This window comes from Bacillus sp. JHAA (genome assembly GCF_036961585.1).
Classification (GTDB): Bacteria; Bacillota; Bacilli; order Bacillales; family Bacillaceae; genus Bacillus; species Bacillus velezensis.
In genome coordinates, this window is sequence record NZ_JBAMDE010000007.1 from 24,010 (window position 1) to 40,098 (window position 16,089).

Sequence of the window (16,089 nt, forward strand, 5' to 3'; positions counted from 1 at the left end):
ATCACAAAGGGGGAATTGATATGAAATTACGTAAAAGCGCACTGATGATGCTAAGTGTTTTTATGGCGTTTGCCATCTTCCTGTCAGCCTGCTCCGGCTCAAAATCCACAAGCACCGAATCCAAACCGGCAGGAAAACCGCAAAAAGGCGGAGATTTGGTTGTCGGGTCAACCGGGGAACCCACACTTTTTAATCCACTTTATTCTACTGATGTTGCAAGTTCTGATATTGAAGGAATGCTTTACAGCACATTATTGGAAACTGATGAGAAATTAAACGTCAAGCCGTCGCTGGCTGAAAAAGTAACAGAAGCTGACGGGGGATTAACGTATGATGTAAAACTGAAAAAAGGCGTAAAATTCCATGATGGAAAAGAGCTGACGGCCGATGATGTTGTTTTCACCTACAGCATCCCTCTTAACAAGGATTACAACGGTGAGCGTGGCTCGGGTTTTGAGTCCCTTAAATCCGTAACGAAAAAAGGAAAATATGAAATTCAGTTTAAAATGAAGAAAAAAGATGCCTATTTCTATAATGTCGTTCTCGACAGTTACGGCATTTTGCCAAAACATATATTGGGTAAGGTGCCGGTTGCAGATCTGGGAGAGAATGAATTTAACCGTAAAAATCCAATCGGCTCCGGTCCGTTTAAGTTTGTTGAGTGGAAAAAGGGCGAGTATGTCAAACTGGAAGCAAATGATGATTACTTTGGCGGAAGACCTTACCTTGATACAGTGACAGTAAAAACAATACCTGATTCTAACGCGGCTGTGGCTCAGTTAAAAGCGGGGGATATTGATTTCTTCGTTGTGCCGGGCACAGATTTTGATACGGTTAAAACGTTTGGAAATGTGAAGGTCAAATCTGACCTTGGTTTAAACTACAGCTATATCGGCTGGAATGAGAAAAAAGAGATCTTTAAAGACAAAAAAGTGCGTCAGGCATTGACTTACGCTCTTGACAGGCAGGCAATGGTGGATCAAGTGCTGAACGGAGACGGTAAGGTAGCGGATGTTCCTGAGAGTCCGCTGTCATGGAATTATCCGAAGTCTAAAGTGCCGACATTTGATTATAATCCGAAAAAAGCAAAGCAGCTGCTAAAAGAAGCCGGATGGGAAGACCATGACGGTGACGGCTACCTTGATAAAGACGGAAAAAAATTCTCATTTGAAATTAAAACGAATCAAGGCAATAAAATTCGTGAAGATTTAGCTGTTGTCGTTCAGCAGCAATTAAAAGAAGTGGGAATCGAGGCTAAACCGCGAATTGTTGAATTCAGTGCGTTAATCGAACAGACAAGTGCCCCTAATTGGGATTATGACGCTCTTCTTCTCGGATGGAGTCTTGCAACGTTCCCGGATCAGTTCTCTATCTTCCATTCAAGCCAATCGAAAAACGGGCTGAATAATATCTGGTATAAAAACCCGAAAGTCGACAAGCTGCTTGAAGAAGCGAAGACAATTACAGACAGAAAAGAATACCAAAAGAAATATGAAGAGATATACAAATTGATTGCTGAAGATCAGCCGTACAGCTTCTTATTCTATTACAATTACCACAGAGCAATGCCGAATAATTTACAAGGCTATGTATTCCACCCTAAAAATGACTTGTACAATATTGAAAAATGGTGGCTGGATCAAAAATAGCAAAAGCCCTGGAGAGGGAAGGAGGTTCCTTTCCTCTCTTATCCTATTTAAAAAGGGGACAAGAACATGGTTACATATATTTTACGGCGAACATTAATGTCCTTGCCGATTCTCTTAGGCATTACAATTTTGTCGTTTGCCATCATGAAAGCAGCGCCGGGAGACCCGATGTCACTTATGATGGACCCTACAATCAGTCAAGCGGACAGGGCAAAATTCATTGAAAAATACGGGTTGAATGATCCGGAACCTGTTCAATATGTGAAATGGCTGGGGAATATGCTGCAAGGGGATTTCGGGACTTCTATCGTCAAGAAAGGCACTCCAGTTTCTGAACTTATCTTATCCCGCTTACCGAATACGATTGTGCTTATGCTTTTCTCAACCCTTGTCGCTCTTCTTATTTCTATTCCATTTGGTGTTCTGTCAGCGAAACGTCCTTATTCAAAATTGGATTACGGGATAACTGTTACTTCATTTTTAGGGCTTGCCATTCCGAATTTTTGGTTCGGTTTGATTTTAATCATGGTTTTATCTGTAAATCTGGGGTGGTTTCCCACTGGCGGAGTAAGCACTTTGAATGCTGACTTTAACATATTTGACCGATTGCATCACTTGATTCTGCCTGCTTTTGTGCTCGCCACGGCAGACATGGCAGGGATAACGAGATACACAAGATCCAGTATGCTTGATGTGTTAAAACAGGATTATATACGAACGGCGCGTGCGAAAGGATTCCGAGATAATAAAGTGATTTTTAAACACGGTTTGAGAAACGGACTTCTTCCTGTCATCACTATTTTTGGTCTGATGATACCGTCATTTATCGGGGGAGCGGTAGTGGTAGAACAGATTTTTACTTGGCCGGGTCTCGGCAAATTGTTTATTGATTCAGCCTTTTCGCGGGATTATCCGGTTATCATGGCCATGACGGTCATTTCAGCTGTTTTGGTTGTGGTGGGGAATTTAATTGCGGACATCTTATATGCGCTGGTTGATCCCCGCATTGAATATTAACAAAGAGAGGTGAGAGGTCAAATGTTACAGCCAAATACCGGCACACCCCCCAGCGAAGTAAAATTAAAGGAAAATATTCAATCCAAACCGGAAACAATGACGAAGATTTTTTTCGAAAAGTTCTTTCAAAATAAACTAGCTGTAATCGGAGCCGTTATATTAACCATCATCATCTTGTCAGCCTTGTTCGCTTCGGTAATCGCTCCTTACTCTCCGGAGAGTCAATCTCTTATCAATCGTTTGAAGCCGCCGAGCTTAAAACATCTAATGGGAACTGATAAATTCGGAAGAGACATCTTTACGAGGGTTCTGTACGGGGCGCGCGTCTCCTTGCTTGTCGGATTCGCTTCTGTGATCGGCGCGATTACAATCGGGACAGTTGTCGGAGCCGTTGCCGGATATTTTAAAGGGATTGTCGATGCCGTTCTCATGAGAACCGTTGATATCGTATTATCCATACCTGATATATTTTTGCTTATTACACTTGTTACGATTTTTCAGCCCGGAATGGATAAATTAATTTTAATTTTCTCCCTTACAGGCTGGACAACAACGGCACGCCTTGTCCGAGGGGAGTTTTTATCGCTTCGTTCCAGAGAGTTTGTATTAGCTGCAAAGACGATCGGTACAAAAAATCATCACATCATCTTTTCTCATATATTGCCGAATGCGCTCGGACCGATTATTGTTTCAGCCACATTAAAGGTGGGAACGGTTATTTTGGCGGAATCTACATTAAGTTATCTCGGTTTCGGGATTCAGCCGCCGATCGCAAGCTGGGGCAATATGCTTCAGGATGCACAGAACTTTACGCTTATGATTCAGGCTTGGTGGTACCCGTTATTCCCAGGTTTGTTGATCCTTCTTACCGTATTGTGCTTTAACTTTGTCGGAGACGGGCTGCGTGATGCGCTTGATCCGAAAAATGTGAAATGATCTCCCGGACGGAACGGGAGATTTTTTTGTTGCGATGCAGTCAGAAATCCAGTTCCGTATTGCGGAAATCTCATATCGAAATGGAATAATTTATCTATCCCTTGCCTATACTGTGGACAACAGTTTTTATAAAGTGAGGGGTCGAATATGTTATTTCTTCATGATGTATGGGTCAATTGGTTTGAAGGGGAAGAAAACGGCTACAATGTATGCCATTTTCACGAATGGCGGAAGGAAGACACGGTTGAACTTTTGGATCAGACGCCGCTGCTCAGAGTGCCGTCGGTATTATTTCATTACATAGAAAACGACTTATCAGAGCTTCCGAAAGAGCTGCTTGACCAAGTCCACCAAAAGTCATACGTGCGAAAAAATCATGAGCGGACAAAGCTGGAGTATTGTTTTGTCGTGACAGACGGGATCGGCATCATTGCCGTGGATACAATCGGGTATACCATTCCGGTCAGAAAGAGCCGCCTGATTCCGAGACAGGAGCAGCTTGTTTATGAAATGGTAAAGGATGTAGAACCGGAATCGTTTCAATTTGAGCCGGCGCAATTGGAGTCTTCAAAGGAATATCACATTTTGTCATTGGCGCCGGAGCACGTCAGAGGGCTGACGAGAAAAGAGCGGCAGATCAAGCAGCTGATGTTTATGGCGCTCGACCAGCTGAAAGGGCTGAAAAACCGTGCGGAAATTGTGTATTGGTACACGGAATGGAATCCCCATATGTATGAGCAGATCAAACGGATGAGCTTTGAAGAGATCTGGGACATGCTTTACAATGAAACAATTGAAGGCTGGTCAGATAAACATCTTGCGTTCTGTGAAAATTTGATTAAAGGGCAGCCGTTTTTCGAAAAGCTTTGGGAAATGGAGCAGGAATCAAAAGTGAACTAAAAAAGAGGCGGGGATTCTCCCGCCTCTTTTCTTTATCTTCTTTTCCGTCCGAGACCCATGGCGTTTTCCATTTTCTTCACCATTTTGCCGGCCGTTTTGTTTGCGCGCGCCGCTCCTTCGTCGAGAATGCGGTCAAGCTCGTCGCTCTCAATTAATTCACGGTAGCGCTCTTGGATCGGTGTCAATGCGCCGATAACGACTTCGGCTAAATCGCTTTTGAATTCACCGTACCCTTTGCCTTCATATTTAGCTTCTAATTCTTCAATTGATGTGTTTCCTAAAATAGAATAGATCGTCAAAAGATTAGAAACGCCCGGTTTGTTTTCTTTATCATACTTTACAATGCCTTCAGAATCAGTCACGGCGCTCTTGATTTTCTTCTCGAGCTGCTTCGGCTCATCAAGCAGCGTGATGTATGCCTTTTGGTTCGGATCTGATTTGCTCATTTTTTTGAGCGGATCAGCCAGTGACATGATGCGCGCGCCTGATTCAGGAATTTTCACCTCAGGAATCGTGAAGATGTCATTGTATTTTTTATTGAAGCGTTCCGCCAGGTTGCGGGTCAGTTCAAGATGCTGTTTTTGATCTTCTCCGACCGGAACAAGATCCGTTCCGTACAGTAAAATATCGCCGGCCATCAGCGGCGGATAGGTTAACAGTCCTGACACGACGGCTTCTTTGCCCTTTGACTTATCTTTAAATTGCGTCATCCGCTCAAGCTCGCCGATATATGCGACGCATTGGAGCATCCACCCCGCCTGGGCATGAGCGGGAACCTCCGACTGGATAAAGAGGGTCGCTTTCTCGGGATCAAGTCCGACGGCCAGGTAAAGAGCCGCGAGGTTGCGGATGTTCTTCCGCAGCTCAAGCCGATCCTGCGGAACCGTAATCGCATGCTGATCGACAATACAGAAGTAGCCGTTGTAGTCATGCTGCAAATCAACAAATTGCTTCATTGCGCCGATGTAGTTGCCGAGGGTAACGGAACCGCTCGGCTGAATGCCAGAAAAAATCGTTTTCTTCATAGTTCTTACCTCATTTCTTAAAACATAATAAAAAAAGCCCATTCTTCCCGTAGAAAAAAGGGACGAATGAACCGTGGTGCCACCCTGATTATTCCATTACAATGGAATCGCTCGAGACGTTGGTAACGGAGGCTGCTCCGGCTGGGCCTACTAACGTTCGGTCAGCTGCTCAGAAGTCCATTCCACATCGCCCGTTACCTGCTCCCAGCACCGCAGACTCTCTTCAAACGGATGAAAATGTGTACTACTCTTCATCATCGCAATCACAACAAATGTATTTGATTGATCTATTATAAATCAATTATAGCCAAATGTCATCAGAGGAATACAAGCTTATTTCCAGTTTGCTTAAGGGCTGAAAATCCTCAAAAAGAACTGAAAATGCTTAAATGATAACGCATATCAACATTTCGTATAACGAATATTATATGTAAAAAGCAATATGAACTGGAAATTGCAATAAAAAAATTTAGTTAGGTCATGCTTTAAACTATAGAAGTGTATCACCTTTTTGACAGAAAAACTGACCAAATTTAAATATTTTAAATTGAGAAAATAGTATTGCAATAAATTATTCATTTCATTATAATGAACTTGTTCACTCTATTGTTACAGCTTCTTTACATAAAATAATCAGAAAAGACGGAACACAATTAAAGTTTAGAAAAATATTAAGTTATTTTGTCTGATATTTCTGAGTATTTAGTAGTAAAGGCTGAAAAATTTGATTAGGGGGTTAGTGCATGAAAAAGCGTTGGTCTATTGTAGGTTTGATGCTTATCTTCTCGCTTGTATTAAGTGCGTGCGGCGGATTCAGCGGCGGATCAGGCGGCGGTAAAAAAGACACCAAAGGACAGACTTCACTTAATATCAATATTAAAACCGAGCCGTTCTCACTGCATCCTGGTTTAGCGAATGATTCCGTTTCAGGAGGCGTAATCCGCCAGACTTTTGAAGGATTGACACGCGTAAACTCCAAAGGTGAGCCTGAAGAAGGAATGGCATCTAAAATTGAAACAAGCAAAGACGGAAAGACCTATACATTTACGATTCGTGACGGTGCGAAATGGTCTAACGGCGACCCTGTGACGGCGCAGGATTTTGAATATGCGTGGAAATGGGCGCTTGACCCGAACAACGAATCACAATACGCTTATCAGCTCTACTACATCAAAGGCGCTGAAGCTGCCAATACAGGAAAAGGAAAGATTGATGATGTAGGCGTAAAAGCCGTAAATGACAAAACATTAAAGGTTGAACTGAATAACCCGACACCTTATTTCACGCAATTAACTTCATTCTATACGTATATGCCGATCAACAAGAAAATCGCGGAAAAACATAAAAACTGGAACACAAATGCGGGCGAAAATTATGTGTCAAACGGCCCGTTCAAAATGACGGCCTGGAAACACAGCGGTTCCATCACGCTCGAAAAGAACGATCAATATTGGGATAAAGACGCTGTGAAATTGAAGAAAATCAACATGGTGATGATTAACAATAACAACACCGAACTGAAAAAATTCCAGGCCGGTGAGCTTGACTGGGCAGGAATGCCGCTCGGCCAGCTTCCGACTGAATCTCTGCCGACATTGAAAAAAGACGGATCTCTTCACGTTGAACCGATCGCAGGCGTGTATTGGTACAAATTCAACACAGAAGAGAAACCGCTGAACAATGTCAACATCCGTAAAGCCCTTGCTTATGCGATCGACCGCTCGTCCATCGTGAAAAATGTAACGCAGGGCGAACAGATCCCGGCCATGGCTGCGGTGCCGCCGTCAATGAAGGGATTCAAGGATAACACAAAAGGTTATTTCAAAGACAATGACGTCAAATCAGCTAAAGAATTCTTAAATAAAGGACTGAAGGAATTAGGCGTCAAGAATGCCTCTGACCTTCCGGCGATCAAACTGTCCTACAATACGGATGACGCGCATGCGAAAATCGCGCAGGCCGTACAGGAAATGTGGAAAAAGAACTTGGGCGTCAAAGTTGAGCTTGATAACTCCGAATGGAATGTTTACATCGACAAGCTGCACAGCCAGAACTACCAAATCGGGCGTATGGGCTGGCTCGGCGATTTCAACGATCCGATCAACTTCCTAGAATTGTTCCGTGATAAAGAAGGCGGAAACAATGATACCGGATGGGAAGATCCTGAGTTTAAAAAGCTGCTGAACCAATCTCAGCTTGAAACGGATCCGGATAAACGTATCGAAGAGCTGAAAAAAGCAGAAAAGATCTTTATTGACGCAATGCCGGTCGCGCCAGTTTATTTCTATACGGATCCTTGGGTGCAGGATAAAAACCTCAAAAATGTGATCTTGACAGGAACAGGCGAAGTTTACTTCAGAAATGCTTCTTTTGAATAAAAGACGGTTCTGAAAACAAAAGACCCAAGGTATATGGGGAGGATGTCCCCATATACCTTTCTTACTGATTAAGTATAAAATTGTAAAAAACATGGAGGTGTTCACCTTGCTGAAATATATCGGTAAACGATTCATTTACATGATCATCACGCTGTTTGTGATTGTGACCGCCACATTCTTCTTAATGCAGGCAGCGCCGGGCGGACCATTTTCCGGCGAAAGAAAGCTGCCGCCTGAAATTGAGGCAAACTTAAACGAACACTATGGCCTGGACAAGCCTCTTTTCGTTCAATATGTCAGCTACTTAAAATCTGTAGCGATGTGGGACTTCGGACCTTCTTTTAAATATAAAGGCCAAAGTGTTAATGATTTAATCAATTCAGGCTTCCCCGTCTCATTCACTCTCGGTGCAGAAGCTATTCTCCTCGCTTTAGCGTTCGGTGTGCTTTTCGGGGTGCTTGCTGCCCTGTACCATAATAAATGGCAGGATTATACCATTGCGATTTTAACGATCTTTGGGATCTCAGTTCCGAGCTTTATATTGGCGACGATTTTGCAATATATTTTCTCAATTAAATTAGAACTGTTCCCGGTCGCAGGGTGGGAATCCTGGGCATACACCTTTCTGCCCTCTATTGCGCTCGCTTCCATGCCGATGGCGTTCATTGCCAGACTCTCCCGTTCAAGCATGATTGAAGTGTTAAACAGCGATTACATACGGACTGCAACAGCTAAAGGACTTTCCCGTCCGTCAGTCACCGTGCGCCATGCGCTTCGAAACGCGCTTTTGCCGGTCGTGACATATATGGGGCCGATGGCGGCATCCATTTTAACGGGAAGTTTCATCATTGAATCCATTTTCGGAATTCCCGGTTTAGGCGCGCATTTTGTAAACAGCATTACAAACCGTGATTATACGGTCATTATGGGAGTTACCGTGTTCTTCAGCGTGCTTCTGCTTTTATGCGTATTAATTGTAGACGTGCTGTACGGATTAATCGATCCGAGAATCAAGCTTTCCAAAGCAAAGAAAGGAGCCTAGACCATGCAGAACATTCCTAAAAATATGTTTGAACCAGCTTCAGCTAATGCCGGCGATGCCGAAAAAATAAATAAAAAAAGCCTTTCCCTCTGGAAAGACGCCATGCTCCGCTTCCGCAGCAATAAGCTTGCGATGGTCGGGTTCGTACTGATCGTTCTTATTATTCTGATGGCGATTTTTGCGCCTGTCTTTTCAAGGTATGATTATGCCACTACCAATCTATTAAATGCGGATAAAGCGCCGTCGAAAGATCATTGGTTCGGCACGGATGACCTTGGAAGGGATATATTCGTCCGGACATGGGTGGGCGCGCGGATTTCTATCTTTATCGGTGTTGCAGCTGCCGTGCTTGATTTATTAATCGGCGTAATCTGGGGCAGCATTTCCGGATTCCGCGGCGGACGCACAGATGAAGTGATGATGCGCATCGCCGACATTCTGTGGGCTGTTCCTTCATTATTAATGGTTATTTTGCTGATGGTTGTCCTGCCGAAAGGATTGCTGACCATTATCGTCGCCATGACGATCACGGGCTGGATCAATATGGCGAGGATCGTCCGCGGACAGGTGCTGCAATTAAAGAATCAGGAGTATGTGCTTGCTTCACAGACACTCGGCGCCAAAACCGGCCGGCTTTTGTTTAAGCATATCGTCCCGAACGCGATGGGCTCTATCCTCGTAACGATGACACTGACGGTTCCGACGGCGATTTTTACAGAAGCGTTTTTAAGTTATTTGGGCCTCGGCGTACCTGCGCCGCTTGCGAGCTGGGGAACGATGGCCTCAGACGGATTGCCTGCATTAACCTATTACCCTTGGCGTCTGTTCTTCCCTGCCGGCTTTATCTGCCTGGCGATGTTCGGCTTTAACGTTGTCGGCGACGGGTTAAGAGACGCGCTGGATCCTAAGTTACGCAAATAAGGAGTGATATGAGTGACACGTTTGCTAGAAGTAAAAGACTTAGCCATTTCATTTAAAACATACGGCGGAGAGGTACAGGCAATCCGCGGCGTGAATTTCCATTTGAATAAAGGAGAGACGCTTGCGATCGTGGGGGAGTCAGGTTCCGGAAAAAGTGTGACCTCCCAAGCGATTATGAAGCTGATCCCGATGCCGCCGGGCTACTTTAAAAGAGGACAGATTCTTTTTGACGGACGCGATATCGTGCCGATGTCTGAAAAAGAAATGCAGGCCATCAGGGGAAAGGACATCGGAATGATTTTCCAAGATCCGATGACCTCTCTGAACCCGACGATGAGAGTCGGCAAACAAATTACGGAAGTGCTTTTCAAACATGAAAAAATCTCAAGTGAAGCCGCGAAAAAGCGCGCCATAGAGCTGCTTGATCTCGTCGGAATTCCGATGCCCGAAAAAAGGATCGGCCAATTCCCCCATGAATTTTCAGGCGGGATGAGACAGCGTGTCGTCATCGCGATGGCGCTTGCGGCAAATCCGAAACTGTTAATTGCCGATGAACCGACAACAGCTCTTGATGTGACGATTCAGGCACAGATCCTTGAGCTGATGAAAGATCTGCAAAAGAAAATTGATACGTCTATCATTTTTATCACGCATGATCTCGGCGTTGTCGCCAATGTCGCCGACCGGGTCGCTGTCATGTACGCGGGTCAGGTCGTCGAATCGGGCACGGTGGATGAAATCTTTTATGATCCGCGCCATCCGTATACGTGGGGGCTGCTTGCCTCAATGCCTAGCCTGGACAGCACCGATCAGGAAAAACTGACGGCCATCCCGGGCACGCCGCCTGATCTGACGAACCCTCCGAAAGGGGATGCATTTGCGCTCCGCAGCTCATATGCGATGAAAATTGACTTTGAACAGGAACCGCCGATGTATAAAGTGTCTGATACGCATTTTGTGAAATCGTGGCTTCTGCATCCTGATGCGCCTAAGGTCGAGCCGCCTGAAGCGGTGAAGGCTAAAATCCGTCAGCTTCCGAATACGTATCAGCATCCTGTTTTAATGAAGGAAGGTGAAAAAAATGACTGAGAAGCTTCTCGAAATCAAACACTTAAAACAGCATTTTTTCACGCAGAAAGGAACGGTAAAAGCCGTAGATGATTTGTCATTTGATATTTATAAAGGCGAAACGCTCGGCCTTGTCGGAGAATCAGGCTGCGGTAAATCAACGACAGGCCGCAGCATTATCCGGCTGTATGAGGCAACCGGCGGGGAAGTTCTCTTTAACGGGGAAAATGTCCACGGGAAAAAATCCCGCAAGAAGCTGCTGGAGTTTAACCGGAAAATGCAGATGATTTTCCAGGATCCGTACGCATCTTTAAATCCGAGAATGACAGTCGCCGACATTATTGCCGAGGGAATAGATATTCACCGCCTGGCAAAAACGAAAAAAGAGCGGATGCAGCGGGTTCACGAACTGCTGGAAACGGTCGGTTTAAATAAAGAGCACGCCAACCGCTACCCGCATGAATTTTCGGGCGGACAGCGCCAGCGTATCGGAATCGCCAGAGCGCTGGCGGTTGATCCGGAGTTTATCATCGCGGACGAACCGATTTCGGCGCTTGATGTCTCCATTCAGGCGCAAGTCGTCAATTTAATGAAAGAATTGCAGAAAGAAAAAGGGCTCACTTACCTGTTTATCGCCCATGATTTATCAATGGTCAAATACATCAGCGATCGCATCGGCGTCATGTATTTCGGAAAATTGGTGGAGCTTGCGCCGGCGGATGAGCTTTACGAAAACCCGCTTCACCCATACACGAAATCATTGCTGTCCGCTATCCCGCTCCCTGATCCGGACTATGAAAGAAATCGCACGCGAAAGAAATACGATCCGTCCATTCATCAGCTGCAAGACGGAGAAAAGATGGAATTCAGAGAAGTGAAACCGGGACATTTTGTTATGTGCACTGAAGCTGAATTTAAAACCTATCTATAAACGTATCATCCTCCAAGACTCAGTCTTGGAGGATTTTTTTGCGCACATTCAAGTTTATTAAGCCTGCTCCCGTTTTTCTATAATGGAAAAAAAGGGGGAGATCAGTATGAAAACCATTTTGTGCGCCATTTGTGCGGGACTGTTTATCAGTGCAGCCGCTTATCCGGCCCACGCCGCTGCGAAAGAGGAGCAGCCGCTTGTAAAAATAGCGCTGGCCGAAAAAGAACTGCCGAAATCAAATGCACGGTTCGCTTATCCGTCAGGGCTGCATTTTTCACATCCTGATAAGGTGCGGGGCATTTACGTCACAGGGCATTCAGCGGGAGGAAGCAAATTCGGAGAGCTGACAGACTTTGTGGACAAAACGGAGCTCAATACAATGGTGATTGATGTCAAGGACGACAACGGAAACCTCACCTTTAAGCCGGACGGCCATTCTGAGTATGCCAAAATCGCCAAGCCGTACATCAAAGACCCAAAAAAGATGATGAAAAAGCTGGAGGAAAAAAAGATCTATCCGATCGCGCGTATTGTCGTATTTAAAGACAGCGAACTCGCGAACAAAAAGCCGGAGTGGTCCTTTAAAGAAAAAAACGGAAGTGTCTGGAAAAACGGCCGCGGCGAATCGTTCGTCAATCCGTTTATGAAAGAAGTATGGGATTACAATGTAAAGATTGCAAAACAAGCCGTAAAGATGGGTTTTCAAGAAATTCAGTTTGATTATGTCCGTTTTCCTGAAGGATTTGAAAAACGTGATGACGAACTGACATACGGTCACGGCGATTACGGAAAAACAGCAGATAGCAATGTGCAAAAACGTGTTCACGCCGTCACCGATTTTGTCGGTTATGCGAAGAAAAAACTCAAGCCGTACGGCGCGGATGTGTCGGTTGATATTTTCGGCTATTCAGCCACGCTGCCGGAAGCGCCTGGTATCGGCCAGAATTTCAGCAAAATTTCAGAACAGGTCGATGTCATTTCATCCATGATTTATCCGAGCCATTGGACAAGCTATTTCGGCATTGATAAACCGGATCTTGAGCCTTACAAAGTCGTCAAAGAATACGCGAAGGTGGAACATAAAAAACTGTCTAAGCTGAAACACCCGCCTGTATCGCGTCCGTGGCTTCAGGACTTCACGGCATCATATCTCGGCAGCGGAAATTATCAAAAGTACGGAAAACGCCAGGTGGAAGACCAGGTTAAAGCGCTGCATGATGAAGGAATTGACGAATTTTTATTGTGGGACGCGGCAAACCGCTATACCAAAAACGTCGATTACACACCATTTTAAAAAAATTGAAACCATGTTAAAGGATCACACGTCTTAATAGATGTAAGATTGTTTAAACAATCGGAAATGGGGTATATCTAAAAGTGTGAAGACAACGAACCCATAAGGAGCAAATGAATGAACTGGTACGAAAAGCTGAGTGAATATTTTCCGATTGAAGAAATGAAATCAAAAGCGCATATGGAAGCTCTGTTAAAGGAGCAAAGCGATGTTTATCATAAAGAAGAGGGGCAGTACCACGTGCTGATGTATGCGGAATTTGACTCTTTCATCTTTATTGATTACCTGTTTGTGTCAAAGAAATCCAGAGGACAAGGCCTCGGAAGCAAGCTGATCGGCAGGCTGAAAAAGAAAAACAAGCCGATTCTGCTTGAGGTGGAGCCTGTTGACGAGGATGACACGGATACACAGAAACGCTTGCGTTTTTATCAAAGAGAGCATTTCAAGCACGCGCAGTCAATCGGGTATCGGCGCCGGTCATTGGCTACGAATGAAGTGAACAAAATGGAGATTCTGTACTGGTCACCTAAGACGGAATCAGAAGAAGAAATGTTTGAAGCAATGAAACAGACATATGAAAACATTCACACTTATAAAGATGAAAAATGGTACGGAGAATCATACGAAAAAACGGATGAAGTTCTCAAAGTCATTGATGAGAAAAAACGAAAAAACATTTTCGATCAGCTGAGCTAATTGAGAATGGGGAAACATCCGCCAGCCGTAAATTTGCCGGATTGACACATTTTTTTCTCAGGAGACTGTTCACACTTACTTTTTTATAGTATAATACCTATAAAGATTCCTTTTTTAAAGTCATTTCAATTTGAGAATACAAACATGTTCATCCTACTAATTAGAGGAGTGAAGATTAATGGTTACATTATACACATCACCTAGCTGTACGTCATGCAGAAAAGCAAGAGCTTGGCTTGAAGAGCACGAGATTCCGTTTGTAGAGAGAAACATTTTCTCCGAGCCGTTATCAATTGATGAGATCAAGCAGATTCTGCGTATGACTGAAGACGGTACGGATGAAATTATCTCTACCCGTTCTAAAGTATTCCAGAAACTGAACGTAAATGTTGAATCTATGCCGCTTCAAGACTTATATACTTTGATCAATGAGCATCCGGGACTGCTCCGCCGTCCGATTATCATTGATGAAAAACGTCTGCAAGTCGGCTATAACGAAGATGAAATCAGACGATTCCTGCCAAGAAAAGTGCGTTCTTTCCAATTAAGAGAAGCACAGCGACTTGCCAACTGATATAAGCTTACGATAAGCATGGAAAAAGCCCAAAACCATCGCGGTTTGGGCTTTTTGTTATTTTTCAGTCTGTTGGTAAATCATACTGGCGAGGATAACAAATACGACGGTCAAAATCGGCAGCGTCATTTGTATAATGCCGTGTTCTGCCATGAAAAATGACAGCTTGCTGTCTCCGGCAATCATTTCACCGCCGGTAAATGCGAGAAGACCGCTTCCGGCGTACATCAATAAAGGCATTTTGTCCATGGCGGCATGAACGAGCTTGCTGCCCCAAATGATAATCGGCACCGAGATGAAGAGACCGATCACTACAAGTGTCAGCTCACCGTGAGAAGCGCCGGCTACTGCGATGACATTGTCAAGCGACATAAAGATATCAGCCATAACGATTGTGCGGATGGCTTTCCAAAGAGAAGAACTGCTTTTCACATGCTGCGCATCTTTCTTCTCAATCAGAAGCTGATAGCCGAGATACAATAAAAATACCCCGCCTGCGCATTGCAAAAAAGGAACATTCAATAAATAGACCGCAGCGCTCGTCAGAACGATTCTCAAGACGACTGCGATAAACGTTCCGAAGATGATCGCTTGCTGTCTTTGTTTATGGGCCAGATTCCGGCTGGCCATCGCGATGACGACGGCATTGTCACCGCCGAGAATAAGGTCAATTCCGATAATGAGCAGAAGGGACAGCAGGTAATCGTGCGGCATGGTAACACCTCGCTTATAGATCGATTGCTTGTACAGCTAATATATGAAGCGGTGCGCTATTTATGATGGGAACCGGGAGAAAGCCTGTTTTTCGGTGTGAAAATGCTTTTTTATTTCTTTTATAACTGTTTTATCATAAAATAGAAATATAAAGAATTTGCGCTGTCTTCTATAAGGTTAAGATGTGGACGGAATGGGTAAAGTGTAGTAAAGTACTATTCATCGGGAGCTTAGATGTCCCTTCAACATCTTATAAAGAAGGGAAGGTTGGCAAAATGGAAATAGAAAGAATTAATGAGCATACTGTAAAATTTTATATGTCTTATGGTGATATTGAAGATCGCGGTTTTGACAGAGAAGAAATCTGGTACAATCGCGAGCGCAGTGAAGAACTGTTCTGGGAAGTCATGGATGAAGTGCATGATGAAGAGGAATTCGCTGTCGAGGGTCCTCTTTGGATTCAGGTTCAGGCATTGGACAAAGGACTGGAAATAATCGTAACAAAAGCCCAGCTTTCCAAGGACGGACAAAAACTCGAACTGCCGATCCCGGAAGATAAAAAACAAGAGCCGGCAGATGAAAATCTCGATGCTTTACTTGATGATTTCCAGAAAGAAGAGCAGGCCGAGAGCCGGGAAGATAAGGAGCAAAAGCTTCAGTTCACTTTGCGGTTCGATGATTTTGAGGATCTCATCTCGCTATCAAAATTGAATCTTAACGGAATCAAAACGACCCTGTATTCGTTTGAAGACCGATATTATTTATATGCAGATTTTTATGAGCAAACTGATGAAGAGGTTGAAAATCAGCTAAGCATCCTGTTGGAGTACGCGCACGAATCATCAGTCAGCATTCACCGTCTTGAAGAATACGGCAAATTGGTGATCGCTGATCATGCGTTATATACAATAAAAAAACACTTTGCATCATAACAAACCGATTTC

15 protein-coding genes and 1 other annotated feature are annotated in these 16,089 nt (G+C 44.3%); of the genes, 13 read left to right on the forward strand and 2 right to left on the reverse strand.

The genetic code is table 11. The annotated features are described in order from the left end of the window. The first annotated feature begins 20 nt into the window (after positions 1 to 20). The 4 genes from V7728_RS15845 to V7728_RS15860 all read left to right on the forward strand — a co-directional run bounded on the left by V7728_RS15845 (position 21) and on the right by V7728_RS15860 (position 4,502). Entirely contained in the window at positions 21 to 1,649 is a 1,629-nt protein-coding gene (locus V7728_RS15845; protein ID WP_007409118.1) for a peptide-binding protein, read from the forward strand. Positions 1,650 to 1,715: 66 nt separating this feature from the next. Then, complete coding sequence (locus tag V7728_RS15850; protein ID WP_003155051.1) at positions 1,716 to 2,666, forward strand: ABC transporter permease; 951 nt, start codon at positions 1,716 to 1,718, stop codon at positions 2,664 to 2,666. Between the two features lie 21 nt (positions 2,667 to 2,687). Further along, a complete protein-coding gene (opp4C, locus tag V7728_RS15855; RefSeq protein ID WP_007409117.1) occupies positions 2,688 to 3,602 on the forward strand; it encodes an oligopeptide ABC transporter permease in 915 nt (304 codons plus the stop codon). 147 nt (positions 3,603 to 3,749) lie between these two features. After that, the gene (locus V7728_RS15860; RefSeq protein ID WP_007409116.1) at positions 3,750 to 4,502 is read left to right on the forward strand and encodes a YjbA family protein; all 753 of its coding nucleotides are present in this window, start codon (positions 3,750 to 3,752) and stop codon (positions 4,500 to 4,502) included. 32 nt (positions 4,503 to 4,534) lie between these two features. On the opposite strand, the gene trpS is transcribed toward V7728_RS15860, so the two are convergent. Further along, complete coding sequence (gene trpS / locus V7728_RS15865; RefSeq protein ID WP_015417209.1) at positions 4,535 to 5,527, reverse strand: tryptophan--tRNA ligase; 993 nt, start codon at positions 5,525 to 5,527, stop codon at positions 4,535 to 4,537. Between the two features lie 55 nt (positions 5,528 to 5,582). Continuing rightward, positions 5,583 to 5,794: a binding site (T-box leader), on the reverse strand. 476 nt (positions 5,795 to 6,270) lie between these two features. Between trpS and V7728_RS15870 the strand changes: the two genes are divergently transcribed. From V7728_RS15870 to spx, 8 genes are all read left to right on the forward strand, one after another. Beyond that, positions 6,271 to 7,905 carry a peptide ABC transporter substrate-binding protein gene (locus V7728_RS15870; RefSeq protein ID WP_025284554.1) on the forward strand — a complete coding sequence of 545 codons (1,635 nt, stop codon included), beginning with the start codon at positions 6,271 to 6,273 and terminating at the stop codon, positions 7,903 to 7,905. 106 nt (positions 7,906 to 8,011) lie between these two features. After that, positions 8,012 to 8,947 (forward strand): ABC transporter permease, encoded by a 936-nt coding sequence (locus tag V7728_RS15875; RefSeq protein ID WP_015239567.1) that lies wholly within the window; start codon positions 8,012 to 8,014, stop codon positions 8,945 to 8,947. Positions 8,948 to 8,950: 3 nt separating this feature from the next. Continuing rightward, on the forward strand, positions 8,951 to 9,868 hold the full coding sequence (oppC, locus tag V7728_RS15880; protein WP_007409113.1) for an oligopeptide ABC transporter permease OppC: 918 nt from the start codon (positions 8,951 to 8,953) through the stop codon (positions 9,866 to 9,868). 12 nt (positions 9,869 to 9,880) lie between these two features. Continuing rightward, entirely contained in the window at positions 9,881 to 10,957 is a 1,077-nt protein-coding gene (locus tag V7728_RS15885; RefSeq protein WP_003155039.1) for an ABC transporter ATP-binding protein, read from the forward strand. Next, positions 10,950 to 11,867 carry an oligopeptide ABC transporter ATP-binding protein OppF gene (gene oppF, locus V7728_RS15890; protein WP_015239568.1) on the forward strand — a complete coding sequence of 306 codons (918 nt, stop codon included), beginning with the start codon at positions 10,950 to 10,952 and terminating at the stop codon, positions 11,865 to 11,867. The genes V7728_RS15885 and oppF overlap by 8 nt, the downstream gene beginning before the upstream one ends. 106 nt (positions 11,868 to 11,973) lie before the next feature. Further along, on the forward strand, positions 11,974 to 13,161 hold the full coding sequence (locus V7728_RS15895) for a putative glycoside hydrolase (protein WP_015239569.1): 1,188 nt from the start codon (positions 11,974 to 11,976) through the stop codon (positions 13,159 to 13,161). Positions 13,162 to 13,278: 117 nt separating this feature from the next. Continuing rightward, complete coding sequence (locus V7728_RS15900) at positions 13,279 to 13,857, forward strand: GNAT family N-acetyltransferase (RefSeq protein WP_007409110.1); 579 nt, start codon at positions 13,279 to 13,281, stop codon at positions 13,855 to 13,857. Between the two features lie 178 nt (positions 13,858 to 14,035). After that, complete coding sequence (gene spx / locus V7728_RS15905; RefSeq protein WP_003155034.1) at positions 14,036 to 14,431, forward strand: transcriptional regulator Spx; 396 nt, start codon at positions 14,036 to 14,038, stop codon at positions 14,429 to 14,431. 57 nt (positions 14,432 to 14,488) lie between these two features. On the opposite strand, the gene V7728_RS15910 is transcribed toward spx, so the two are convergent. Then, positions 14,489 to 15,145, reverse strand: a complete 657-nt coding sequence (locus V7728_RS15910) for a TerC family protein (protein ID WP_007409109.1) — start codon at positions 15,143 to 15,145, stop codon at positions 14,489 to 14,491. A 275-nt stretch (positions 15,146 to 15,420) separates the two neighbouring features. On the opposite strand from V7728_RS15910, the gene mecA reads away from it, so the two are divergent. Beyond that, positions 15,421 to 16,077, forward strand: coding sequence for an adaptor protein MecA (gene mecA / locus V7728_RS15915; RefSeq protein ID WP_003155032.1), 657 nt, complete (start codon positions 15,421 to 15,423; stop codon positions 16,075 to 16,077). Positions 16,078 to 16,089: the final 12 nt, after the last annotated feature.

Excerpts from the sequence above, each read along its gene's own strand:
- V7728_RS15845 (WP_007409118.1), top strand. The coding sequence starts at position 21 with ATGAAATTACGTAAAAGCGCACTGATGATGCTAAGTGTTTTTATGGCG.
- V7728_RS15850 (WP_003155051.1), top strand. The coding sequence starts at position 1,716 with ATGGTTACATATATTTTACGGCGAACATTAATGTCCTTGCCGATTCTC.
- opp4C (WP_007409117.1), top strand. The coding sequence starts at position 2,688 with ATGTTACAGCCAAATACCGGCACACCCCCCAGCGAAGTAAAATTAAAG.
- V7728_RS15860 (WP_007409116.1), top strand. The coding sequence starts at position 3,750 with ATGTTATTTCTTCATGATGTATGGGTCAATTGGTTTGAAGGGGAAGAA.
- trpS (WP_015417209.1), bottom strand. The coding sequence starts at position 5,527 with ATGAAGAAAACGATTTTTTCTGGCATTCAGCCGAGCGGTTCCGTTACC.
- V7728_RS15870 (WP_025284554.1), top strand. The coding sequence starts at position 6,271 with ATGAAAAAGCGTTGGTCTATTGTAGGTTTGATGCTTATCTTCTCGCTT.
- oppC (WP_007409113.1), top strand. The coding sequence starts at position 8,951 with ATGCAGAACATTCCTAAAAATATGTTTGAACCAGCTTCAGCTAATGCC.
- oppF (WP_015239568.1), top strand. The coding sequence starts at position 10,950 with ATGACTGAGAAGCTTCTCGAAATCAAACACTTAAAACAGCATTTTTTC.
- V7728_RS15895 (WP_015239569.1), top strand. The coding sequence starts at position 11,974 with ATGAAAACCATTTTGTGCGCCATTTGTGCGGGACTGTTTATCAGTGCA.
- V7728_RS15900 (WP_007409110.1), top strand. The coding sequence starts at position 13,279 with ATGAACTGGTACGAAAAGCTGAGTGAATATTTTCCGATTGAAGAAATG.
- spx (WP_003155034.1), top strand. The coding sequence starts at position 14,036 with ATGGTTACATTATACACATCACCTAGCTGTACGTCATGCAGAAAAGCA.
- V7728_RS15910 (WP_007409109.1), bottom strand. The coding sequence starts at position 15,145 with ATGCCGCACGATTACCTGCTGTCCCTTCTGCTCATTATCGGAATTGAC.
- mecA (WP_003155032.1), top strand. The coding sequence starts at position 15,421 with ATGGAAATAGAAAGAATTAATGAGCATACTGTAAAATTTTATATGTCT.